Annotated in this window: 21 protein-coding genes; 5 read left to right on the top strand and 16 right to left on the bottom strand. The window is 58.7% G+C overall.

Going from position 1 to position 22,389, the window contains the following annotated elements; translation table 11 throughout:
- Positions 1-437 precede the first annotated feature (437 nt).
- The 5 genes from NWQ23_RS02885 to NWQ23_RS02905 form a co-directional block, all read right to left on the bottom strand.
- The gene (locus NWQ23_RS02885) at positions 438-977 is read right to left on the bottom strand and encodes a 6,7-dimethyl-8-ribityllumazine synthase (protein ID WP_306164735.1); all 540 of its coding nucleotides are present in this window, start codon (positions 975-977) and stop codon (positions 438-440) included.
- Entirely contained in the window at positions 977-2,107 is a 1,131-nt protein-coding gene (gene ribB / locus NWQ23_RS02890; RefSeq protein ID WP_306164736.1) for a 3,4-dihydroxy-2-butanone-4-phosphate synthase, read from the bottom strand. The genes NWQ23_RS02885 and ribB overlap by 1 nt, the downstream gene beginning before the upstream one ends.
- 105 nt (positions 2,108-2,212) lie before the next feature.
- Complete coding sequence (locus tag NWQ23_RS02895) at positions 2,213-2,770, bottom strand: hypothetical protein (protein WP_306164737.1); 558 nt, start codon at positions 2,768-2,770, stop codon at positions 2,213-2,215.
- Positions 2,771-2,772: 2 nt separating this feature from the next.
- Complete coding sequence (locus NWQ23_RS02900; RefSeq protein ID WP_306164738.1) at positions 2,773-2,988, bottom strand: hypothetical protein; 216 nt, start codon at positions 2,986-2,988, stop codon at positions 2,773-2,775.
- On the bottom strand, positions 2,985-3,584 hold the full coding sequence (locus NWQ23_RS02905; RefSeq protein WP_306164739.1) for a riboflavin synthase: 600 nt from the start codon (positions 3,582-3,584) through the stop codon (positions 2,985-2,987). Before NWQ23_RS02905 ends, NWQ23_RS02900 begins: the two co-directional genes overlap by 4 nt.
- A 141-nt stretch (positions 3,585-3,725) precedes the next feature.
- On the opposite strand from NWQ23_RS02905, the gene NWQ23_RS02910 reads away from it, so the two are divergent.
- Together NWQ23_RS02910 and NWQ23_RS02915 are read left to right on the top strand one after the other, a co-directional pair.
- Positions 3,726-5,009 carry a capsule biosynthesis protein gene (locus NWQ23_RS02910; RefSeq protein WP_306164740.1) on the top strand — a complete coding sequence of 428 codons (1,284 nt, stop codon included), beginning with the start codon at positions 3,726-3,728 and terminating at the stop codon, positions 5,007-5,009.
- A gap of 22 nt (positions 5,010-5,031) precedes the next feature.
- The gene (locus tag NWQ23_RS02915) at positions 5,032-7,026 is read left to right on the top strand and encodes a capsular polysaccharide biosynthesis protein (RefSeq protein ID WP_306164741.1); all 1,995 of its coding nucleotides are present in this window, start codon (positions 5,032-5,034) and stop codon (positions 7,024-7,026) included.
- Here NWQ23_RS02915 and ribD read toward each other — a convergent pair whose 3' ends face one another.
- The 11 genes from ribD to NWQ23_RS02970 all read right to left on the bottom strand — a co-directional run bounded on the left by ribD (position 7,027) and on the right by NWQ23_RS02970 (position 18,973).
- The gene (ribD, locus tag NWQ23_RS02920; protein WP_372340101.1) at positions 7,027-8,088 is read right to left on the bottom strand and encodes a bifunctional diaminohydroxyphosphoribosylaminopyrimidine deaminase/5-amino-6-(5-phosphoribosylamino)uracil reductase RibD; all 1,062 of its coding nucleotides are present in this window, start codon (positions 8,086-8,088) and stop codon (positions 7,027-7,029) included.
- 23 nt (positions 8,089-8,111) lie between these two features.
- Entirely contained in the window at positions 8,112-8,582 is a 471-nt protein-coding gene (gene nrdR / locus NWQ23_RS02925) for a transcriptional regulator NrdR (protein ID WP_306164743.1), read from the bottom strand.
- A 158-nt stretch (positions 8,583-8,740) separates the two neighbouring features.
- Positions 8,741-9,145 (bottom strand): secondary thiamine-phosphate synthase enzyme YjbQ, encoded by a 405-nt coding sequence (locus tag NWQ23_RS02930; RefSeq protein WP_306164744.1) that lies wholly within the window; start codon positions 9,143-9,145, stop codon positions 8,741-8,743.
- Between the two features lie 47 nt (positions 9,146-9,192).
- The gene (locus tag NWQ23_RS02935; RefSeq protein WP_306164745.1) at positions 9,193-9,459 is read right to left on the bottom strand and encodes a hypothetical protein; all 267 of its coding nucleotides are present in this window, start codon (positions 9,457-9,459) and stop codon (positions 9,193-9,195) included.
- A gap of 126 nt (positions 9,460-9,585) precedes the next feature.
- Positions 9,586-9,846 carry an HlyU family transcriptional regulator gene (locus NWQ23_RS02940; RefSeq protein ID WP_306164746.1) on the bottom strand — a complete coding sequence of 87 codons (261 nt, stop codon included), beginning with the start codon at positions 9,844-9,846 and terminating at the stop codon, positions 9,586-9,588.
- Positions 9,847-9,859: 13 nt separating this feature from the next.
- Positions 9,860-11,842, bottom strand: a complete 1,983-nt coding sequence (gene rpoD, locus NWQ23_RS02945) for an RNA polymerase sigma factor RpoD (RefSeq protein ID WP_306164747.1) — start codon at positions 11,840-11,842, stop codon at positions 9,860-9,862.
- Positions 11,843-11,972: 130 nt separating this feature from the next.
- A complete protein-coding gene (gene dnaG / locus NWQ23_RS02950) occupies positions 11,973-13,937 on the bottom strand; it encodes a DNA primase (protein WP_306164748.1) in 1,965 nt (654 codons plus the stop codon).
- A 93-nt stretch (positions 13,938-14,030) separates the two neighbouring features.
- On the bottom strand, positions 14,031-14,552 hold the full coding sequence (locus NWQ23_RS02955; protein ID WP_306164749.1) for a sarcosine oxidase subunit gamma: 522 nt from the start codon (positions 14,550-14,552) through the stop codon (positions 14,031-14,033).
- Positions 14,545-17,451, bottom strand: coding sequence for a sarcosine oxidase subunit alpha family protein (locus NWQ23_RS02960; RefSeq protein ID WP_306164750.1), 2,907 nt, complete (start codon positions 17,449-17,451; stop codon positions 14,545-14,547). The genes NWQ23_RS02955 and NWQ23_RS02960 overlap by 8 nt, the downstream gene beginning before the upstream one ends.
- Positions 17,448-17,711 carry a sarcosine oxidase subunit delta gene (locus NWQ23_RS02965; RefSeq protein ID WP_306164751.1) on the bottom strand — a complete coding sequence of 88 codons (264 nt, stop codon included), beginning with the start codon at positions 17,709-17,711 and terminating at the stop codon, positions 17,448-17,450. The genes NWQ23_RS02960 and NWQ23_RS02965 overlap by 4 nt, the downstream gene beginning before the upstream one ends.
- Before the next feature lie 8 nt (positions 17,712-17,719).
- Positions 17,720-18,973, bottom strand: coding sequence for a sarcosine oxidase subunit beta family protein (locus NWQ23_RS02970; protein ID WP_306164752.1), 1,254 nt, complete (start codon positions 18,971-18,973; stop codon positions 17,720-17,722).
- Between the two features lie 518 nt (positions 18,974-19,491).
- On the opposite strand from NWQ23_RS02970, the gene NWQ23_RS02975 reads away from it, so the two are divergent.
- Genes NWQ23_RS02975 through NWQ23_RS02985 form a run of 3 tightly spaced genes read left to right on the top strand, consistent with a single transcriptional unit; the run spans position 19,492 to position 22,361 of the window.
- The gene (locus tag NWQ23_RS02975) at positions 19,492-21,171 is read left to right on the top strand and encodes a Tad domain-containing protein (protein ID WP_306164753.1); all 1,680 of its coding nucleotides are present in this window, start codon (positions 19,492-19,494) and stop codon (positions 21,169-21,171) included.
- 2 nt (positions 21,172-21,173) lie between these two features.
- Positions 21,174-21,737, top strand: coding sequence for a TadE/TadG family type IV pilus assembly protein (locus NWQ23_RS02980; protein ID WP_306164754.1), 564 nt, complete (start codon positions 21,174-21,176; stop codon positions 21,735-21,737).
- Positions 21,738-21,752: 15 nt separating this feature from the next.
- Positions 21,753-22,361: a TadE/TadG family type IV pilus assembly protein gene (locus NWQ23_RS02985; protein WP_306164755.1), complete on the top strand. Its 609-nt coding sequence runs from the start codon at positions 21,753-21,755 to the stop codon at positions 22,359-22,361.
- Positions 22,362-22,389: the final 28 nt, after the last annotated feature.

A 22,389-nucleotide genomic window follows, 5' to 3' on the forward strand; every position in this document is an offset into this window, starting at 1 on the left:
CTTGCCAAGGTTAGGGTCGAGAGTTCGAATCTCTTCGCCCGCTCCAATTCGGAAACCAGACAAAGGACTGCAACGCAAGTTGCGGTCCTTGTTTGTTTTTGGGGGATCTATCTGCGGTGACATTCACACTGGCAGGTATGAACACAAAGGTGGCACAAGAAACGAAACGGAACCCTCGGCTCTTTTGTTTTACCCCTGCGCTAAGCCCGCTCCCACGAGCACCGTTTCCCCTTAGAACAGGTCTTTTGATCGCAACGCGCGATCTTTGGCGCGATAACTGCCGCGTCGTCGCGATGATGCAAATATGCGCGATGTGATAAAGACAATTCCCGAGAACGCCGCAGCAGAACAGCTTTGTCAAAAGCCTCAAGGGCAAGCTGCGGGATGAAGTCTCGTGGCAAAGACCCATGTCCGCCAGCGCCTCGGATCATGGTCCGCTAGGCCGAAGTCTCAGAGCCCGCATCACCGGCCATGAGGAATTCACGTGTAAAGCCCACGCCCTTTTCGGCCTTGTTCCACTTGCGCGCCAAGGCGATCAGGTGCAAGGCCGCAGCCGCAGCCCCGCCGCCTTTGTTCATCTGGGCAGGATCGGCGCGCACTTCGGCCTGCGTGCGGTTTTCCACTGTCAGGATGCCGTTTCCGATACACAAACCCTGAAGGCCAAGCAGTTGCACAGCACGGCTGCTGTCATTGCAGACGGTATCGTAATGGGTTGTTTCACCGCGGATCACGCAGCCTAGGGCGACATAGCCGTCAAAGTTGCTCATCCGCTCGGCGATTCCGATGGCGGTCGGGATTTCCAGCGCACCGGGCACTTCGACCAAGTCCCAAGTGGCACCGGCTTTCTCGATCTCGGCCTTGGCGCCTGCGATCTGGTTGTCCGAAATATCCTTGTAATAAGGAGAGGCCACGATCAGGATCTTCACCGGTTTGTCAAACTCCGGCAAAGGCATGATATAGTGCGACGGTCCGGCCATTATCCGATCTCCGAGATTTTGCGGGTGCCGACGATCTCCAAACCGTAAGCATCAAGCCCGACCACTTTGGGTTTGGGCGAGTTTGTGAGCAATTCAATCTTGTGCAGGCCCAGCGAGCTGAGGATCTGCGCGCCCAAGCCGTATTGCCGCAGGGTCTGCGGCGAGACGTCTTCGGTGGTGTCCAGCTTCATGTCGAGATCGCGCAGCAGCACAAGCGCACCGCGCCCTTCGGCCGCGATCAGCTCCATCGCATCGCCAAATTCGTTCCGCCGCCCTTTGGGGCCGACACCGACCACATCCAGCATCGGGTCCATCGCATGCATGCGGACCAAAACAGGATCAGGCGTGCTGATATCGCCCTTGATCAGGGCGATATGTTCCGCCCCTTGGGTCTCGTCGGTATAAATCCGCATTTCCCAGGTACCGCCAAATTCGGACTGGATCGTGCGGCTTTCGCGGACGCGCACAAGGTTGTCATGACGGCGGCGATAGGCGATCAGGTCGCTGATCGTGCCGATCTTGAGGTTATGCAACTGGGCAAAGGCAATCAGGTCCGGCAGGCGGGCCATTTCGCCGTCTTCTTTCATGATCTCGCAAATGACACCGGATGGGTTCAGGCCGGCAAGGCGGCTGATATCCACGGCGGCTTCGGTGTGGCCTGCACGAACCAGAACGCCACCATCGCGCGCACGCAAAGGGAATACGTGACCGGGAGTCGCGATATCCGCAGCCCCTTTAGAAGCGTCAATGGCGGTGGCGACGGTACGGGCGCGGTCATGCGCGGAAATGCCGGTGCTTACACCCTCGCGGGCCTCGATGCTGACTGTAAAAGCTGTCTCGTGCCGGGACGAGTTATGCGAGGCCATCAGCGGCAGGCCCAGCGCGTCGATCCGTGAGCCGGGCAGGGTCAGGCAAATCAACCCGCGGCCATGCTTGGCCATGAAATTGATCGCATCAGGGGTGGCCATTTGGGCGGGGATCACCAGATCGCCTTCGTTTTCGCGGTCCTCATGGTCCACAAGAATGAACATCCGGCCGTTACGGGCATCCTCTATGATGTCCTCGATCTTGCTGATCGCCTCTGACCAATCAAGTTCGACCGGGCCGGGTGTTTCAAATTTCTGGTTCATCTGCATCCCCAAAGAAGTCTTGTCTGCCAGATAGCCCAGCCCCGCCAGATTGAAAAGCGCCTTAGCATTGCGGAGGCTTCAACGTCAGGTGGATCCTGATCCACCCTAGGCAAAGAACGCGTCAGCTTGCAAATAACCGGCGGTCCGCGCTGCTTCCGCCCATTCGCGCTCAAACGCGGTGTCACCCACAATCACAAACCGGTCCGCAGGTTGCCCCTGTGCGGTGACAATCGCGCGCACCTGATCGCGCATCGCGGACCATGACTGGTTAAACGCAGGCGCCGCAAACGCGCGGTCCAGACCGGATAAGCCGCCCAGATAGGTCGGCGTGACTGGTCTATGTGCAACGCCTGTCCGGTCTGCACGGACAAGCGCGCCCAGCCGCGCGGCACGATCCACCGGCATCTCCTGGCCGTCGCGCAAAACCTGCAAAGCATTGTTGGAAAACAGAAACCCGATCAGATCATGGCCGGTACAGGCTCTGATCCCGGCATAGGTCTTGTAGGGCAGACCCAGTTCGGCGGCACGTCGTACCCGCAAGCGGACCACTTCAATCGGCAGCGTCGGCATCAAATCCTTGCGGGCCTTGGTCCAGACGTATTTGCGCCAGCTCTGCCCCGGCTCATCGACCCGCCCCGAGTTATGCCCGATCCCAGCCACCATCCTCACATCCATCCCACTGTTTCAGCGGCGGCTTTGCGGGCCGACGCCTCACTCTCAAACTTTGGCGGCTCAGCTTCCGACAGATACCGCCAGCCATGCCCGTCTTCTGGATCGCGCCTGCACTCTCGAAACGTAAACGTCCCGTCCGTCAACTGCACGATGTCAATGCAGCGATCCCCACCTTCATCTTCAATGGAGGCAAGAACCAGCGGTTTCATCCGGCATATTCCCGCAACCGCGCCACGTACCTTGCCATGGTGTCGATCTCCAGATTGACCAGATCGCCCTGTGCTACATCCCCCCAGGTTGTCGCCACCTTGGTATGGGGAATGAAATTGATCCCGAAGGTCGCCCCATCCACCTCGTTCACGGTCAGAGATGTGCCATTGAGCGCCACGGACCCTTTGGGCGCAATGAAGCGTGCCAAGGCATCAGGCGCACGGAAAGTGACCCGTGTGCTGTCGCCCTCGTCGCGCAGACCGATCACTTCGGCGACCCCGTCCACATGGCCCGACACGATATGCCCGCCCAACTCGTCGCCAACCTTCAAGGCCCGCTCGAGGTTGAGCCGTCCTCCTTCGACCCAGCCACCTACGTTGGTGGCACCCACTGTTTCGGCTGAAATCTCGACCTCGAACCAGTTCTGCGGCACCTGCCCCAAAGCCACGACAGTCAGGCAAACACCATTACAGGCAATCGAGGCCCCGATATCAATTCCGCTCACGTCATACCCCGTGCCGATGCGGGCCCGCAGGTCGCCGCGTTGTTCCAGCGCAAGCACTGTACCGATATCTGTGACGATCCCTGTAAACATCTGGGGTTCCTTTGTCTGTTTGCCCTGATCTAGCGGTTCAGAGCACCACGGGCAAGGCAACGGACTTGCAAGCTTGCCACAATAAGGTCAGTTATTTGGAACATACCGACCTCAACAACCACAAGCGCACCAGACCCGATCATGCCCCAAGACCGCGCCTTCCTTTTCCTGCAAGGGCCGCATGGACCCTTCTTTCGCCAGCTGGGCCGGATGCTGCGCAAGGCGGGCGTTCCAGTGTGGCGTGTGGGTTTCAATGCGGGCGATGCGGCCTTCTGGGGGCGGATGGACGGCTATATCCCCTTCCGCGACAGCCCCGAGGTCTGGCCAGAAGCCCTGTCTGAACTTCTGACCGCCCATAGGATCACCGATATCGTGCTTTACGGCGACACCCGCCCAACCCATGCCGAGGCAGTGCGGCAAGCCAAAGCCGCGGGCCTGCGGGTGCATGTGTTCGAGGAAGGGTATTTGCGCCCTTATTGGGTCACTTACGAACGCGGCGGCAGCAATGGCTATTCCCGCCTGATGGATTTTTCCGTGGCTGACATGCAGGACCGGCTCGCCAGATCGGACGTGGATATGCCGACCCCGCCCGCGCAATGGGGCGACATGCGCCAGCACATCTTTTACGGGGCGCTCTACCACTGGTTTGTGATGTTTCGGAACGGGCGCTATCCGGGATTTCGTGCGCACCGCGCCCTGCCTGTCTGGAAAGAGGCCTTTCTATACACCAAACGGCTCGTGCTGATGCCTCTGCTTGCGCTGCATCGGATGTGGGCCACCCAGCGGATCAAGGCGGGTGGCTATCCCTATCACGTCGCCCTGTTACAGCTTGAACATGATGCCAGTTTTCAGGCCCATTCGCCCTTTGAGGATATGGAGGCCTTCATTGCGCTGGTCATTGAAGGTTTTGCCAAAGGCGCGCCGCCGCATCATCATCTGGTGTTCAAGGCCCATCCGCTCGAGAACGGGCAATCGCCCTTGCGCCGGATGATCCGCGATATGTCCAAAGCACAAGGCATCTATGACCGCGTCCATTATCTGCGCGGGGGCAAGCTTGCACAAATCCTTGGCGAAGCGCGCTCTGCGGTCACCGTCAATTCCACTGCCGGCCAACAGGTGCTCTGGCGCGGCATACCGCTGAAATCCTTCGGGGATGCGGTCTATAACAAGCCCGAGTTTGTCTCTCGGCAATCGCTGGCGGATTTCTTTGCAAACCCCAAACGCCCCGACGCCAAGGCCTACCGCGAATACCGCCAGTTCCTGCTGGAAACCAGTCAGGTTCCGGGTGGCTTTTATTCGGCCAAAGGCCGCAAGCAGCTTTTGCGCCAGCTGGTCGACATGATGCTACACAAGGCTGATCCCTATGATGCCCTGCTGACCAAACCGGTGAGTCCACCTGCCACGTTGCGCGTTGTGAACGACTAGGCGCTGGCGTAGCGTGCAGCCCATGAACGAGGACAAGCGCAAGAATCTTTATGTCTATAACGGCGGCTTTCTGACCGAAGGCCGCGTCCGCCGGATCATGGATCTGGCGGGCTATGACATTCGCCTTGGCGCACCCGGCCCCGATGACCTTGTGGGCGTCTGGGGCCACAGCCCCACCGCCCCGCGCGGCGAAGCGGTGGCCGCGCATCAAGGTGCAGGGATCGTGCGGGTCGAAGACAGTTTTCTGCGGTCGGTCAGGCTCGGCCGCGACGGTGCGCCCGCCATTGGCCTGAACATCGACCGGCGCGGTGTGCATTTCGACCCCAGCACGCCCTCTGATCTTGAGGTCATCCTCTCTGAGGACCCTTTGGATGACACCGCCCTTCTGAACCGCGCCAAGGCAGGGATCGCGACACTCAAGACGGCGCAACTGTCAAAATACAACGCCTTTGATCCCAAGCTGGCGGTCCCCGATCCCGGCTATGTTCTGGTCATCGACCAGACCCGCAAGGATGCGTCTATCAAGGCCAGCGGTGCTGACAGCAACACGTTCCGCGAAATGCTGTTTTATGCGCAGACCGAGCATCCCGTAGCGCCGATCATCATCAAGACACATCCTGAAACGGTGGCCGGGCATCGCGAAGGGTATTTTACCCAGACGGACGCAACTGACCGGATCAGCCTGTGTGATGCCCCCCTTTCGCCTTGGGCACTGCTGGACGGCGCAATTGCGGTCTATACGGTCAGTTCGCAACTGGGTTTCGAGGCGATCCTTGCAGGGCACAAACCTGTGGTCTTTGGACAGCCTTTCTATATGGGCTGGGGGCTGACCGACGACCGCAAGCCTTTGCAAAGACGACAGCGCACCCTGACACGGGCGCAACTTTTTGCGGGTGCCATGATACTTTACCCCAAATGGCACGACCCGTTCCACGACCGTTTGTGCAGTTTTGAAGAGGCCGCAGCGACCTTGGCCAGTCAGGCGGCCGCTTGGCGGGATGATTATCAAGGCTGGATTGCCGCCGATATCCGGCTGTGGAAACGTAAACCGTTGCAACAGATATTCGGCGGACCACAGCGCGTGATCTTCACCAAGCGGGAGGGGGCCTTCGCCAAGGCAAAGGCCACGAACCGGCGTCTGATGCACTGGGCCAGCAGCGGCGTGGATGACGCAGTGCTGGTCGAGGACGGTTTCTTGCGTTCGCGCGGGCTCGGCGCTGATCTGATCGCCCCGCTTAGTCTGGTGCTCGACGATGTGGGCATCTACTACGACGCGACCCGCCCCAGCCGTCTGGAACATCTGATCAATGCCGCAGATAGTTTGACAGAATTCGAAAGAGACCGCGCCACAGCCCTGATCGCGCGCATCGTCGATGCGGGGCTTTCCAAGTACAATCTGCGCAGCGATCCCCTGCCAGAGCTTCCCAAGGGGCGGCGGATCTTGGTGCCGGGTCAGGTGGAGGATGATGCCTCTGTCAGGCTTGGCACCTCTGATGTGACCGACAACGCGGGTCTCTTGGCGGCTGTGCGAAAATCCAATCCGGCGGCTGTGATCATCTACAAACCGCACCCCGATGTCGAAGCGGGCTTACGGCCCGGCAAGGTGGCGGATGCCGAAGCTTTGGCCGATGTCATCCTGCGCAACACCGATCCCATCGCCGCAATCAACGCGGTGGACGAGGTCTGGACCATGACCTCTTTGCTGGGGTTCGAGGCCTTGTTGCGGGGGCGCGCGGTGACCTGCCTTGGATCGCCCTTCTATGCAGGCTGGGGCCTGACCGATGACCGCGCGATGCCGATCCCGCGCCGTCAGGCCCGTGTCGATCTGGCCGCCTTGGTCCATGCCACGCTCATCGCCTATCCGCGTTATTTCGATCCCGTCACCGGCCTTGCCTGTCCCGTCGAAGTCATCGTCGACCGGATCGAGAATGATGACCTGCCAAAGCCCGGCCGCTTTAACCGGAGCCTTGCCAAATTGCAGGGCCTTTTTGCCAGCTACGCCTACCTGTGGCGCTGATCAGGTCTTGCGCCAGATATGGCAGACATCTGCGCCAACGCGGGTCAGGCTTTCCAGCTTGAACCTTGGCACATTGGCAAGCCGGTCGATCCCCATCGCAGCCAGCATCGGCGTCCCTTCGGCCCCAATCGCGGCTCCGGCAGAGAAAACGACCAGTTCATCGACCAGCCCCGCGTTCAGCAAAGAGGCCGCCAGCATCCCCCCGCCCTCGCAAAAGACACGGGTGAGGCCTGCATCAGCGAGTGCGGTCATGACCGCCACAGGATCAACCTGACCGGCAGAGACGGTGCAAGGCAGGCTTTTGGCCCCCAGCGCCGTCCACGCGATCACATCAGCCCCTTCACCATGGCACAACCAGACGGGCACCTCATTGGCGGTTCGGGCCAGTTGTGACGCGGCACTGATTTTCATCGCCCGCGACACGACAACCCGCAGCGGCTGCCGGTCGATACCAAGCCCCCGCACAGTCAGCGAAGGATCATCAGCCCGCACCGTGCCTGCGCCCACCATCACCGCATCATGGCGCGCGCGCATCATATGCACCGCGCGGCGTGCCTCTGGCCCCGTGATCCACTGGCTCTCGCCTGTAGCGGTGGCGATGCGGCCATCAAGCGTGCCCGCAAGTTTGAGCGTCACAAAGGGGCGTCGCGCGGTCACGCGCTGCAAGAACCCCGCGTGATCGGCACGTGCAGCGGCTTCGCACACACCAAAGGTGACAGCAATACCCGCCTCTTTCAGCATCGCGACACCGCGCCCCGCCACACGCGGATCGGGATCACCGGTAGCGATCACCACACGCGCGACTTTGGCCGCGATCAAAGCACTGGCACAAGGCGGGGTCTGGCCATGATGGGAACAGGGCTCAAGGGTCACGTAGGCGGTTGCGCCCTCGGCATCATGCCCCGCTTGCAAAAGTGCACGGGTTTCGGCATGTGGCCGGCCGCCATCAGCTGTCCAGCCGCGACCGATGATCTGGCCGTCTTTGACGATGACACAACCGACAGCAGGATTAGGCCAGACACGCCCCATGCCGCGCCGGCCCAAAGACAGGGCCAGCGCCATGAACCGGGCGTCCGCCGCGGGGGTCACTCGTCTTCGGCGTTGTTATCGGGGCGCAATTCGCTGACGAATTTGTCGAAATCATCCGCCGCCTGAAAGTTCTTGTAGACGCTGGCAAAGCGCACATAGGCCACAGTGTCGATCCGGGCGAGGCTTTCCATCACGATCTCGCCGATCGTGCCCGAAGGAATATCGGTCTCGCCCAAACTTTCAAGGCGGCGCACGATGCCACTGATCATCTGGTCGATACGCTCTGGATCGACAGGACGCTTTTGCAGCGCAATCCGGATCGAGCGTTCCAGTTTGGGGCGGTCAAAGTCTTCGCGGCGCCCGTTCGTCTTGATCACGACGAGGTCGCGCAACTGCACCCGCTCGTAGGTGGTAAAGCGGCCACCGCATGCGGGGCAGAAACGGCGGCGACGGATCGCAACATGGTCCTCGGCGGGGCGGCTGTCTTTGACCTGTGTGTCAACATTTCCGCAAAATGGGCAACGCATGATAAGTCCTCATAGTTCAACTGGGGTCTATTGCTTGTGTCGCGGCCCCATTTATCCACAGGCACTATATGAACCGTGACAGGTTTTGGGTAGGGGGCATTTTGGACCGCAAGATAGAGGATCGAAACCGTTGCGTTTGGGACTCGGTCGAGCAGTGATTAGGCCAGATGCGCCGCGACGTGACGGTGATGCGGGCGGTCGCGGTGCTCGAAGAGATATATCCCCTGCCACCGTCCCAAGGCCAGACGCCCATCAGTGACCGGAATACTCAGATGTGTCGGCAAAAGGGCCGCCTTGATATGCGCGGGCATATCATCGGGGCCCTCGTAGGTATGGGTCAGATAGGACATCGCGGGGTCAGTGCTGCGCGGCACAAGGCGGGAAAAGTAATTCTGCAGGTCGGTGCGCACTTCAGGGTCCGCATTTTCCTGAATAAGCAGACTGGCCGATGTATGCTGGACAAACAGGGTGAGAAGCCCTGTGCCCCGCACCCAGTCGCCGACTTGGGCCGTTATCTCGTAAAGCCCGGGGCCAGAGGTGGCAATGATGAACCTTGTCTGCATTCGCTAACTATCTGTGCCCGCGCAACCAAGCTCAAACGTAGGCGGGACTATCCTCCAGCACAAGCCAAAGCAGTTTGCGCACCGTCTTTTGGGTCAATGGCCAAGCCCGCAGGTAGCCCCAGTAGGCTCGCGAGGTCCGCGTCACTTTCAAGGATGCAGGCGTCGGACAGTTTCTCTGTTTGAATAGCATGTGGCGCGCCCTGAATAATCTGGTGCAGCATGTCAGAGGCGGGCTCGATACTGTAAGCCAGTGCTGCCGGGGCATAGGCGAGCGACAGAGCGACAGAGGCAAGTGTAATCGACAGTTTGGTCATCTGAACATCCTTTCAGCTGAGGATGTGCGCCTGATTGACCCGCTTTTCAATCTGCTGAAACCCGATGTCACACGATCGTAAATGCTTGGGGAGCAAGGCGTGATCGGATGAAATGCGCGCCGAGACCTAGCTGAACAGCCGATCACCCTGCTCGTCGATCATTTGTTTTGCCTTGGCGATAGAGGCCGCATCGGCCTGCTCTTTTGACTGGATGACATCGGCGCGGATCAGCGTATAGGTCTGTCCGTCCTTCTCGATCCGGGCCGAAATCCTCCAACCGTCGCTCTCTTTGAGAGGAACAGCAAAGATTGCAAAGTCTTTGTAAGTCTCGGGCGGCGATGCCTCGGGTGTCTTACCGCCGCCGAAGAGTTTGGAAAAGAGCGCCATAAGCCCCCCTGTTCTATTGATCCAAGAACGACCGCAACTTGCGTGACCGGCTTGGGTGCTTGAGCTTGCGCAGCGCCTTTGCTTCGATCTGGCGGATACGTTCGCGGGTCACGCTGAACTGCTGGCCCACTTCTTCCAGCGTGTGGTCGGTGTTCATGCCGATGCCAAAGCGCATCCGCAGCACCCGCTCTTCACGCGGGGTCAGCGAGGCCAGAACGCGGGTCGTGGTTTCCTTCAGGTTTTCCTGAATAGCAGAGTCCAGCGGCAGAATCGCGTTCTTGTCCTCGATGAAGTCACCCAGCTGGCTGTCTTCCTCGTCACCAATCGGCGTCTCGAGAGAGATCGGCTCTTTGGCGATTTTCATGACTTTGCGGACCTTTTCCAAAGGCATTTGCAGCTTTTCTGCCAATTCCTCTGGGGTCGGTTCGCGGCCGATTTCATGGAGCATCTGGCGACCAGTGCGGACCAGCTTGTTGATTGTTTCGATCATATGGACCGGAATACGGATCGTGCGGGCCTGATCGGCAATAGACCGGGTGATCGCCTGACGGATCCACCATGTCGCATAGGTCGAGAATTTATAACCGCGACGGTATTCGAATTTATCAACGGCCTTCATCAGACCGATGTTGCCTTCCTGAATGAGGTCAAGGAACTGCAAACCACGGTTTGTGTATTTCTTGGCGATAGAGATAACCAAACGCAGGTTCGCCTCGACCATTTCTTTCTTGGCCTGACGCGCCTCTTTTTCGCCCTTCTGGACCTGCTGCACGATGCGGCGGAATTCGGTGATATCGACACCGACGTATTGCCCAACCTGGGCCATGTCGCCGCGCAACTCTTCGATCTTGCCGGTCGATTTCTCGACCATCATCTGCCAGCCACGGCCCGATTTGGCCGCCATATCCTCTAGCCAGTTCGGGTCCAACTCGCGACCACGGTAGGCATCGACAAATTCGCGGCGGTTGATACGTGCCTGATCGGCGAGCTTCACCATGGAACTGTCGATCGCCATGATCCGGCGGTTGATCCCGTAAAGCTGGTCGATCAGGGCCTCGATGCGGTTGTTGTGCAGGTGCAGAGAATTCACCAACTGCACGATTTCGGACCGCAGGGTCTGATATTTTGTTTCTTGCTTGTCAGAAAATGACGAATCTTCGTTCAATGTGGCCGACATGCGGGCATCTTGCATGTCAGAGAGCATGGCAAAGTCGCGTGCAATCACTTCAAGCGTTTCAAGCACGCGGGGCTTGAGCGCGGCCTCCATCGCGGCCAGCGACATATTGGCCTGATCGTCGTCGTCATCTTCATCATCCTTGGCAATCGGGTTGCCATCGGCATCAAGCTCTTGCGCGGATTCGGACCTGTCATCGCTGTCGCCGGCGGGCGCAGAGACCACGGCCTCGTCCACGCCATCTTCGCCAAGCTGGTTGCCAAAGGTCGTTTCAAGATCAATCACGTCGCGCAGCAAAATGTCTTCGGACAAAAGTTCGTCGCGCCAGATCGTGATCGCCTGAAAGGTCAGCGGGCTTTCGCACAGCCCAAGGATCATCGTGTTACGGCCCGCCTCGATACGTTTCGCAATCGCGATCTCGCCTTCGCGGGAAAGCAGTTCGACCGATCCCATTTCACGCAAATACATGCGCACAGGGTCATCAGTGCGGTCCAGCTTTTCAGCCTCGGCCCCGCCAAGCGTGACTTCGCGCGAGCCTGCAATCGTTGCGATATCCGTACCGCCCTGCAGTTCGTCGCTTTCTTCGCTTTCTTCTTCCTCGGTCACCTGAATGCCCATTTCCGAGAGCATCGACATCACGTCTTCGATCTGGTCAGACGACACCTGCTCTGGCGGCAGTACCGCGTTCAGCTGGTCATAGGTGATATAGCCCCGCTCGCGCGCATCAGCGATCATCCGTTTGACCGCCGCTTGGCTCATATCAAGGCTGATATCACCGTCCTGGTCTGCATCTTTACGGTCATCGGTGTCTTTCGCGGCCATTCAGGAAGCCCTTTCAAAAGCGTAATTTCAAGCCAAAGCGATTCGGCTGATTCGGTTTCATTCGAATCAATCCCGCATTCGGGTGATTCGCAAGGTCAGTACACCTTGTTTTTAAAGTCTGTTGCCCAGACTACGATTTAGAGCGGCCACGGCCTTTGGCAAAGTCGATATCCTGCAAAAGTTGGTCCAGCGCCGATTGCTCGTCTTTCTTCATCCGTGCCCCGTTCTGGCCCACCGCATATTCGGCCTTGTCCTCATTGTCACCCCGTCCCGCCTTGTCCAGCGCGGCAGAGGCCTGTGCCAGCCGCCAAGTCAGCCCCTCATCCGTGACACCTTTCAAATCTTCGACGGCGTCTTCGATTTCGCGGGCATGTCCACGGCGGGCCGAAAGCTTTGCAAATTCTTCTGCAAGGCAAAGTCGCGCAACCTCTGTCTCACCGCCACGGCGCACTGCGGGGCTAATGGCCACATGGCTTTGCGCAAAGAGCTTTTCAAGGGGATCAGCGCCCAAGTCCTGTATAATCGCGCCGCGCAGGTCCTTTGTACCAAGGTGACGCAAGATACATGCGTGCAATTCGCGGTGCATCGGGTCACGGGCGTGCATCTGCTCCAGCGCGGTCTCAAATTCCAGGGCGATACCGGGCGCTACGATCAGCGTGGCAAAGATCACCGCCTCGCGCATGTGATCCTGATCCGCCGTACCCGCCGCCAATGCAGATGCACGCGCTCCGGCAACCGGACTGATGTCGCGTTTCCAAGGGTCCAGATTGCCCCGCCACCCTTGCGTGGCCCGGCGCGTGCTGGCCGGCTTGCGTGTGCTGAACAGGGCCCAGCGCATGTCTTTGATCGCCTGCCCATAGTGGTTGCGAATTGACGGGTCCTGAATCAGCTTGATCTTTTCGCGCAGCGCCTTGTCCAAGGCCGCCTTGCGCTCGGGGCTGTCGAAAATCTTGCCCTCGGTCTCGCGTTGCCACAGCAATTGCACCATCGGGATGGCCTGATCGAGGATTTTCTGCATCGCCCCTTGGCCCTGCGCCTTGATCACGTCATCAGGGTCCATTCCTTCCGGCATCAGGGCAAAGCGCAAGGATTGCCCCGCCTCCAGCATCGGCAGCGCAATATCAATCACCCGCATCGCGGCCCGCAGTCCGGCGGTATCCCCGTCCAGCGCGATGATCGGTTCAGGTGCCATCCGCCACATCAGGCGCAACTGGTCTTCGGTTATTGCCGTCCCCAAGGGGGCCACCGTCGCGGTGAAACCTGCCTCGGACAAGGCGATCACATCCATATAGCCTTCGGCCACAATCAGCGGTTGGCCCTTGCCTGCGGCCTCACGCGCTGGTCCGTGGTTATAAAGGCTCCGCCCTTTGTCAAAAAGGGCTGTCTCGGGCGAATTGTAATATTTGGCCGGATGGTTGGGGTCCATCGCGCGGCCACCAAAACCAATTGCGCGCCCCCGCGCATCGCGGATCGGAAACATGATGCGGCCACGGAAGCGGTCATAGGGTGCGCCACCACGATCACTCTCGGCGGCAAGACCGGCATCAATCACCAGCTTCTGGTCAAGGCCCTTGCCGGTCAAATGCGCCAGCACCCCGCCACTCGCCGGGGCGAAACCGATATCCCAGCGCGCCTGCGCCTCGGGACTCAGGCCACGGCGCGCCAGATAATCACGCGCCTCGGCCGCAGCAGCCGTCTGCAACTGCAACCGGTGCCACTGCACCGCCTGCTCCATTACATCGACCAGAACGGTGCGGGCGTCCGCTTTTTCCTGCGCGCGCGGATCGCTTTGCGGAACTGGCATCCCCGCCTCTGCCGCCAGTATCTTCACCGCTTCCATGAAATCGACATTCTCGGTCTCGCGGACAAAGGAAATCGCATCGCCTTTGGCATGGCAGCCGAAGCAGTAATAATACCCCTTGCGGTCATCGACATGAAAGCTCGCGGATTTTTCCTGATGGAAGGGGCAAGAGGCCCAAAGATCACCTTTGCCCTGATTGGACTTGCGGGTATCCCACATGACCTTGCGCCCCACGACCTGCCCCAAGGACAGCCGATTGCGCAATTCATCAAGGAAACCGGGTGGCAGACTCATTGGCACAGTATCGGCCAATTCAGCGCAAAGGCCAATCCTTCTTCCGAGCGCAAATATCCCCGCCGGAGGCATCAAAATCCACCGGATTTTGATTTAGCGCGCCGCAACCCCGCGCATCGCCACCTGCAGGTCATGGACCAAAGTGGCCGCCATCGACCGCATCACCATGATCTCGAAGGCCGCAGGACCCACGCGGGTCACGGCGACCGACATATGCGCCAGCATCGTCCGCGCCGTATGGCCCTTTTTGAAGACCGTGGCCCGCAGGTCAACGGGCACCAATCGGGCAAGGACATCCTCGACACCTTGGCCCGCGATCTGCACCGTGGCCCAGGCATCCGTTTGATCGGTCACCGCCGCCAGCCCCTCAAGCTCCACCGTATCGGACACCAGCCAAGTGCCGTGGCCGAACCATTGCACAGGCCCCGCCTTGCGGTTTGGCGCGGGCAGCGTGCTCCCCACCTGCGCTTTCAACCTGTCCGACACCGCCTTGTCTTGCCCTGCAAAGGGCGCGACCGACATCAGGCGATCATGGGTCACTTCTGTTAGTGCGATCTCGCCTTCCGTCATCGGCAACAGCCCGGCACAGGGCGTCAGAGCAATCAAACTAGCCACGGGCACGCCCTCCGGTTGGATCAAAAAAGACAGGATCGCAGACCTCGACCTCTTCGGTTATGTTGCGCAAATGATCGCGCAGCTTGATCACCTCACCATGGCGCGCACGGCCATTCTCAAGGAAAGCCAGCGCCAGATAGGTGTCCAGCGTCGGCGAATAACAGACCGAGGTCACATAGCCTTGGCTATTGGTCCGCACTTCCTGTGCTGCCTTTTCAAACAAATGCGCCCCGGCTGTCAGAACATGATCCGCGCCCTTGGCGCGCAGCCCGACCAACTGCTGACGCCCCGCGCCCAATAGCCCGGGACGTGAAGCCGCCGCCTTTCCGATACAGTCTTTCTTGGCGCTCACCATCCGCTCGAAACCGATATCAAAGGCCGTCGTGCGCCCGTGGATTTCGGCGTGCGTGATAAAGCCCTTCTCGATCCGCAGAACGTTCAACGCCTCCATCCCGTAAGGCCCGCCGCCCATCACCTCGGCCTGCGCCACAAGCAACCGGAACAGGCTCTCGCCATAGCGCGACGGCACCGCCACCTCATAGGCATGTTCGCCCGAAAACGAGATCCGGAAAAGCCGCCCCTGCACGCCGGAGACGCCGACCGGACCGCAGGCCATGAACGGCCAGTCCTTATCTGTAAGCTCTTGATCCAGAACCGTATTCAGCAAGGTCCGGGCCTGCGGCCCCGCCACGGCAAACTGCGCCCATTGTTCCGTGACCGAGATGACCTTCGCATCCAGATCAGGCCGCAAGACCTGCAAGACAAACTCCAGATGGCGCATCACCAGACCCGCCGCCGCCGTGGTCGTCGTCATCACGAAATGCTGCGCGCCCAGCCGCGCGGTGGTGCCGTCATCCAGCACATGACCGTCCTCGCGCAACATCAGACCATAGCGGACGCGGCCCACGGGAAGGGTGGAAAACATATTGGTATAGACGAAATCCAAGAGCGTAGCGGCATCCGGCCCTTGGATGTCAATCTTGCCCAAAGTCGAGACATCGCAAATCCCAACCGTATTGCGCACATAGCCCACCTCGCGGTCACAAGACTGCCGCCAATGGGTTTCGCCCTGCACGGGGAAATAGCTGGGACGATACCAAAGCCCTGCTTCGATCATCGGCGCGCCACGATCAACCGTCGCCTTATGCGAGGTGGTGAAGCGCTCCGGCGCAAAGCCCTTGCCCTGGCTGCCGGCCCCCATGGACGCAATCGAAACCGGTACATAGGGCGGGCGGAACGTGGTCGTCCCCGTCTCGGGAATGCCGCGCCCCGTTGCATCGGCCAGCACCGCCAAAGCCACCACATTGGATGACTTTCCCTGATCGGGGGCCATGCCTTGGGTCGTATAGCGTTTCATATGCTCGACCGAACGGAAATTCTCTTGCGCGGCCAGTTTGATATCCTTCACATGGACATCGTTCTGGAAATCAATCCATTTGCGGCCCTTGCCCGGCACAGCCCAAAGCGGCGTGATGGCGTAAGCCCCGTCATCGGCGGCTGGCAATGTCACTGCGGCGTTTAACCCAAGGCCCTGAGCCACGTCAGCGGCAACCGCCGCGCCTTCGGCTAAACAAGCCGCCGTACTGAACGCCCCATTGCAGGCGCCTGCCACGACCAGACCGGGAATACTGTCAGGGGTCGGCACGAAGGACGCGATATCCTCGCGCCATGTCGGCCGTCCGTTCATGTGGCAGGTCAAATGCACCGTCGGGTTCCAGCCACCGGACATGGCCAGACAATCCGTGCGGATGGTCCGCGTCCCGCCGCTATGGGTGATCGTGATGCTTTCCAATCCATGCCGGCCTTTGGTGGCGGTGACCTGCCCGCCCGTATAAATGGGATAATCACCCGAGACTTTGGCGTCATCGCGGCTGTCGATCAGGGCGGCGACCTTGATCCCTGCCGCGACCAGATCACGGGCGGTGCGATGGGCATCGTCGTTATTGCCAAAGATCGTGACAGCCTTGCCCGGGGCCACACCCCAGCGGTTGACATAGGCGCGCACGGCGCTGGCCATCATGATGCCCGGGCGGTCATTGTTGGGGAAAGCAATCGGGCGCTCCAAGGCACCGGCGCACAAGATCGCGCGCTTGGCCACGATGCGCCAGAAACACTCCAGCGGTTTGCCCGTCTGACGCGGCCCCGCCACACGCTCCAACGCGCCATAGGTGCCTTGGTCGTAAGCGCCGGTCACGGTCGTGCGTGTCATCAGGCGCACATTCTTCATTGCACCCAGTTCCGCCAAGGCCGCCGCCACCCATTCCGCCGCAGGCTTGCCGTCCATATCTTCACGCTCGCGCAGCAGACGGCCACCCATGGCCGTATCTTCATCGGCCAAGATCACGTCGGCACCCGCGCGACCCGCAGTCAGCGCAGCCATCAACCCCGCAGGGCCGGCACCGATCACCAGCACATCGCAAAAGGCGAAAGCCTTTTCATAGTCATCAGGGTTCGTTTCACCGCTCAGGCCACCAAGACCAGCAGCACGGCGGATGATCGGCTCGTACAGCTTCTCCCAGAAACTGCGCGGCCACATGAATGTCTTGTAATAGAACCCCGCCGCCAGAAACGGCGAAACAAAGTCATTCACGGCCATCATGTCATAGCGCAGCGAGGGCCATGCGTTCTGGCTGAACACCTCCAGCCCTTCTGCGACCTCCAAAGTCGTCGCGCGCAGGTTCGGCTCTGTCTGCGCGCCGCGCCCGACGGTCACCAGCGCGTTCTGCTCTTCTGATCCTGCCGACATCACGCCGCGCGGACGGTGATATTTAAACGAACGGGCGACCAGTTTGATCCCGTTGGCCAAAAGGGCGGCTGAAACAGGCTCGCCAGCCACGCCTTTGATGCGCCGCCCGTCAAAGGTGAAGGTGACGGTCGCCTCGGGTTTTTGCAACCTCATCGCTTTACCAATCCGGCCAAAGTGGCACCATGCACGGCGTGGGTCACCGTATTGCGTTCTACCACCAGCCATGCGCCACAACCGGCCTCGTGAAACCAGATGTCGCGGGTCTCGCCTGCGGGGTTGTCGCGGTTGTGGATGTAATCATCCCATGCCTGGGGGCCCGCATCGGGTGCTGGGCGGTTCAAGGCCACAGCATCGCCTTGATAGTAAAACTCGCGCCTGTCGCGCTCGCCGCAATTCGGGCATGGTATCCGCATTGTTTTTCCTAGTGCAAATTGTGCTGAGAGCCGGTGCCCTCTTCATCCATCAGGCCAACGCCCGTGCGAAACCGGTCCAGCCGATATTTGGCGGCGGGTTCATGGTGATTTCCTGTGGCCATCAGATGGGCAAAGCTGAAACCGGAGCCCGGTACCGCCTTGAAGCCGCCGTAACACCAGCCGCAATCAATGAACAAACCGGTCGTGGGCGTCTTGTCGATGATCGGTGATCCGTCCGGCGTCATATCCATGATACCACCCCATGAGCGCAGAACCTTGGCTTTGCCAATCATCGGCATCAAGGTCATGGCGGCATCCATCACATGCTCTTTCATCGGCAGGTTCCCCCGCGACGCATAAGAGCTGTAGAAATCCAGATCGCCGCCAAAGACCAAACCACCCTTGTCGGACTGGCTGATATAGAAGTGACCCATGCCGAAACTGACCACATGGTCGATCACGGGCTTCAGCCCCTCGGTCACAAAAGCCTGCAAAACATGGCTTTCGATCGGCAACCGCATCCCTGCCATCGCAGCAACCTGCCCCGAACGGCCCGCAACAACAATGCCGACTTTCTTGGCCTTGATCGCGCCGCGTGTCGTCTGCACGCCTTTCACAACACCAGCCTCGATGTCGATGCCGGTCACTTCGCAATTCTGGATAATATCCACGCCGCGCTGGTCCGCCCCGCGCGCATAGCCCCAAGCCACCGCATCATGGCGGGCCGTGCCACCGCGTGGATGCAGCAAGCCACCGTAGACAGGAAAGCGCACATTGTCGAAATCCAGATAGGGCAGATGGGCGCGCACGCCCTCGCGGTCCAGCAGGATCGCATCGTCACCCTGATTGATCATCGCATTGCCACGACGGGCAAAGGCATCGCGCTGGCCATCTGAATGGAACAGGTTGATCAGCCCGCGTTGCGAATGCATGACGTTGTAGTTCAGCTCCTGTTCCATTGTTTCCCATAGTTTGAGAGAGTGGGAATAGAACTCTGAGTTGCCGGGCAGGAAATAATTGGCGCGCACGATCGTCGTGTTGCGACCCACATTGCCACCGCCGATATAGCCCTTTTCAAGCACGGCGATATTGGTCAGTCCATGCTCTTTCGCCAGATAGTAGGCCGTTGACAGACCATGCCCGCCGCCGCCGATAATGATGGCATCATACTCGGCTTTGGGTGCGGGATCACGCCAAACGGGTTTCCAGCCTTTCTGACCGAAAAGGCCCTCTTTGATCACCCGAAAGCCAGAGTATCCCATGCCGCGTCTCCTGTGGTCCGATCTGACACTAGCAAGGGCATGACGGCATTGCATGTCTTCTTTTCGACATGCCGAAGACAGGCAGCGACTTTCGTGAAAAAGGCACCCCGCACGCCCATATGAACGCCCTGTCAGGCCACCCGGATCCCCATCGCACCGAAAAGATAAAGACGGTTCCCACACGACCACCAAGGGTTCTGCCTCAACCCACCAATTGTGACCAAAAACGTACTTTTGCCTGATTGATTCGGAGAAATGTCGCAGAATCGAACGAACGAACTTACCAATTCTTTGCCAAACTTGTAATTTTTGCGCACAAAGGGTGACTTTTGTTTCGACTTTTCAAACAGTAGCGCCTATTTTGGGGGAATGTATTGGTGAACTTTGGACTTTCTCGTCACTTGGGGGTGAAGCGTCCAATTTTTGCCATGACGTTGTAGTTTATATGATAATAAGTCTGATAATGACGATGGGTGCACATCTTGGGGCGCGCCTTATGCCTTTTTGAGGAATTTGTAATGCTGCTATCGGAAAACCGAAACACAAAGTTCAAGAAGCTGCGGAATATGCGCCGCGCCTATCTCGAGCAGAAGGCTTTGGTCAGCCAACTCAAGAAAGATGAGGATGGGGCGATCATCGTTTTGACCCTTCTGTTGCTGATTTCGATGCTGATCGTCGGAGGTATGGCCGTCGATTTCATGCGTTTTGAATCCGAACGCACAAAGTTGCAAAGCGTGTCCGACCGTGCGGTGCTTGCAGCGGCAAGCCTTGACCAAAACCGGGACGCGGCCGAAGTTATCACAGAATTTTTCGAGACTGCCGGCTATGGCGACGCGATTGTCGGAACGCCGTTTATCGACAAGACCGATTCCGGTGCGACAGTCCGCGTGGACTCGCAAATCGACATGTCTACGTTCTATCTGCGCTTGGCCGGGATCGATACTTTGTCGGCGCCTGCAGCAGCGACCGCGATCCAAGGTACCGGTAAAGTCGAAGTATCGCTGGTTTTGGACATCTCTGGTTCCATGGGCAACAACGTCACGGGAACGATTACAAACGCGGACGGCTCGCAAAGTACCGTGACGCGGACCAGAATGTGGTTCTTGCAGCGCGCGGCATCACAGTTCATCGATGACCTGTTGCTGCCCGAGTACGAGGATCGCATCTCGATCAACCTGATCAACTATTCACAGCATGTGAGTGTCGGTGATGACCTTTATCGGGCCTTACGGACGACACCTGACTCGATCTCTGCAATTGGCGAAGCGGGGAGTTCCTTTAGCGAGTTTGACCCCGCAGTGGGCTATGCAGTGTACGAGGAGCCCGAAAAAGACGAAAATGGTGACCCGATCTACTACGACGAAGACGGAAATGCTACGTCGGTAGCACCGGATCCACTCGCATGGGCCGATGGTGAAGACGTATTTACAAATCCATCGCGTTGCGTCGATTTCTTGAATTCCGAATTCAACACACTGACATTCGATACGTCGCGTACTTATCAACAGGTCGAGTACTTCCGAGCTAATAGTTGGTACGTCTGCCCATCACGCGACGTGGAAGGTATTGTTCTTCTTTCGCAAGATGCCGATTTGCTGAAAGGGCGCATTAACGCACTGCAGCCGACGCAGAACACCTCGATCCACATGGGTCTGAAGTGGGGCGTGTCTTTGCTCGACCCTTCAATGCGCGATCTCTTGGGTGGTATCAGTGCGATTGATCCGGCCTTCCGTGGAAGCCGTCCTGCGAATTATAACGCCGGTGATACAGTCAAGTATCTTATCCTGATGACAGATGGCGTAAACGTCGCATCAACGCGTGTCGACAATAATTACTATGATACCTACGAATGGCGCACGACCTGGGCAGATTACTCAATGAATTATTGGCGCAGCAACTACTCGTCAATCACAGGCCGCCCCTCGTCCACACGTCCAAGCACAGGTGCGATCACGAACCCGACCGCCAGTGCAGGGACTTACAACACATGGATGGCGCAGCTGTGCAACCTGGCAAAGCCGCATTACACCATCTACACCGTGACGATGGGTGCCGAAAACACACACATGACCAACTGTGCAAGCCAACCGTCCTTTGCTTTCAGAACGTCGATGAGCAACAATCCTGGAGAACCGGGTATGGACGATATCTTTAGAAGCATCTCTGAACAGATCACTGCATTGCGATTGAGCCTGTAATGATGAACTTGAAGAAAATCACAAACCTTGTGTCACGCTTTTTGCGTGACGACAAAGGAACCGCATCAGTCGAGTTTGTGTTGGTGTTTCCGGTTTTCTTTGGGTTTTTCCTCATGACCTACGAAAGTGGTGTGCTGTCCGCACGTCACGTGATGCTTGAGCGCGGCGTAGACGTGACGGTACGTGAGGTTCGCATCGGGAACATCCCGAACCCGACGCGCGATATCTTGCGCCAGCGCATTTGCGATGTCTCGCTCATGTTGCAGAATTGTATGGAACTTCTGGAAATCGAACTGATCCAGAAAGACCCGCTGAACTGGACGCCTGTCAGTACGGATGTTCGATGCATTGACCGTGGGCAGGTCGTCCAGCCGGTCGTGACCGTCGATCAGTCAGCGAACAATCGTTTGATGTTCCTGCGTGCATGTATTCGCGTTGAACCCTTTCTTCCGTCTTCTTGGCTTGGTGCGGCTATCGTCGCAAACAACGCAAGCACAGAAGCCTCTGGCTCGATTGCACTCGTCGCTATGGGAGCCTTTGTTGTGGAGCCCTTCCGGACGCCCTGATGGAACTGAAAAACAATGTATAGCATAACATCTTATCTCAAGAAATTCCGTGACTGCGAGGAAGGCACCGTCGCGGTCGAACTTGTGCTTATGGTGCCAATCTTGATGTGGGTCTTTCTCTCGACCTTTGTTTATTTTGACGCTTTCCGCGTTGAAACGAACGCGGCACGGGCCACCATCACAATTACTGAAATGCTCAGCCGCGAAGAGGCATCCATCACGCAAGAGTATTTGGACAGTGTCGGAGCCGTCTTGCAGACTCTGACCTTCGCAGATGCCCAACCGGATTTCCGCGTGACTGTTTATCAGTATCGCCAGGTCGACGACACCTTCCGGGTCGTTTGGTCAAGACATACTGGCATGGGAGACGTGCTGGATGATAACGATCTGGCCCAACTTCATGCCAATAATCGGCTTCCCCTGATCAGCGCTACCGACCATAACGTGCTTGTTGAAACCCAAATCGAATATAGCGCGCCATTTTCATTTAATCTGAGCTCGTTCTCGGCATCCAATCTGGATGACGTAACTTTCACGAATTCGATGATCATTCGCCCACGTCCAGGCCGGCTCTGTTTTGACCCAAGTCCCGCTCCCAGTGACGATATCTGCGTCGCTACCTAGGCTTGATCATCAGAGCAATCTGCTCGGC

This window comes from Yoonia sp., from assembly GCF_030731595.1.
In the GTDB taxonomy this organism is placed as follows: Bacteria; Pseudomonadota; Alphaproteobacteria; order Rhodobacterales; family Rhodobacteraceae; genus Yoonia.

What these genes read in the sequence shown, in the direction of transcription:
- NWQ23_RS02885 (WP_306164735.1), bottom strand. Translation starts at nt 977, where the DNA reads ATGGCCGGACCGTCGCACTATATCATGCCTTTGCCGGAGTTTGACAAA.
- ribB (WP_306164736.1), bottom strand. Translation starts at nt 2,107, where the DNA reads ATGAACCAGAAATTTGAAACACCCGGCCCGGTCGAACTTGATTGGTCA.
- NWQ23_RS02895 (WP_306164737.1), bottom strand. Translation starts at nt 2,770, where the DNA reads ATGGTGGCTGGGATCGGGCATAACTCGGGGCGGGTCGATGAGCCGGGG.
- NWQ23_RS02900 (WP_306164738.1), bottom strand. Translation starts at nt 2,988, where the DNA reads ATGAAACCGCTGGTTCTTGCCTCCATTGAAGATGAAGGTGGGGATCGC.
- NWQ23_RS02905 (WP_306164739.1), bottom strand. Translation starts at nt 3,584, where the DNA reads ATGTTTACAGGGATCGTCACAGATATCGGTACAGTGCTTGCGCTGGAA.
- NWQ23_RS02910 (WP_306164740.1), top strand. Translation starts at nt 3,726, where the DNA reads ATGCCCCAAGACCGCGCCTTCCTTTTCCTGCAAGGGCCGCATGGACCC.
- NWQ23_RS02915 (WP_306164741.1), top strand. Translation starts at nt 5,032, where the DNA reads ATGAACGAGGACAAGCGCAAGAATCTTTATGTCTATAACGGCGGCTTT.
- ribD (WP_372340101.1), bottom strand. Translation starts at nt 8,088, where the DNA reads ATGGCGCTGGCCCTGTCTTTGGGCCGGCGCGGCATGGGGCGTGTCTGG.
- nrdR (WP_306164743.1), bottom strand. Translation starts at nt 8,582, where the DNA reads ATGCGTTGCCCATTTTGCGGAAATGTTGACACACAGGTCAAAGACAGC.
- NWQ23_RS02930 (WP_306164744.1), bottom strand. Translation starts at nt 9,145, where the DNA reads ATGCAGACAAGGTTCATCATTGCCACCTCTGGCCCCGGGCTTTACGAG.
- NWQ23_RS02935 (WP_306164745.1), bottom strand. Translation starts at nt 9,459, where the DNA reads ATGACCAAACTGTCGATTACACTTGCCTCTGTCGCTCTGTCGCTCGCC.
- NWQ23_RS02940 (WP_306164746.1), bottom strand. Translation starts at nt 9,846, where the DNA reads ATGGCGCTCTTTTCCAAACTCTTCGGCGGCGGTAAGACACCCGAGGCA.
- rpoD (WP_306164747.1), bottom strand. Translation starts at nt 11,842, where the DNA reads ATGGCCGCGAAAGACACCGATGACCGTAAAGATGCAGACCAGGACGGT.
- dnaG (WP_306164748.1), bottom strand. Translation starts at nt 13,937, where the DNA reads ATGAGTCTGCCACCCGGTTTCCTTGATGAATTGCGCAATCGGCTGTCC.
- NWQ23_RS02960 (WP_306164750.1), bottom strand. Translation starts at nt 17,451, where the DNA reads ATGAGGTTGCAAAAACCCGAGGCGACCGTCACCTTCACCTTTGACGGG.
- NWQ23_RS02965 (WP_306164751.1), bottom strand. Translation starts at nt 17,711, where the DNA reads ATGCGGATACCATGCCCGAATTGCGGCGAGCGCGACAGGCGCGAGTTT.
- NWQ23_RS02970 (WP_306164752.1), bottom strand. Translation starts at nt 18,973, where the DNA reads ATGGGATACTCTGGCTTTCGGGTGATCAAAGAGGGCCTTTTCGGTCAG.
- NWQ23_RS02975 (WP_306164753.1), top strand. Translation starts at nt 19,492, where the DNA reads ATGCTGCTATCGGAAAACCGAAACACAAAGTTCAAGAAGCTGCGGAAT.
- NWQ23_RS02980 (WP_306164754.1), top strand. Translation starts at nt 21,174, where the DNA reads ATGAACTTGAAGAAAATCACAAACCTTGTGTCACGCTTTTTGCGTGAC.
- NWQ23_RS02985 (WP_306164755.1), top strand. Translation starts at nt 21,753, where the DNA reads ATGTATAGCATAACATCTTATCTCAAGAAATTCCGTGACTGCGAGGAA.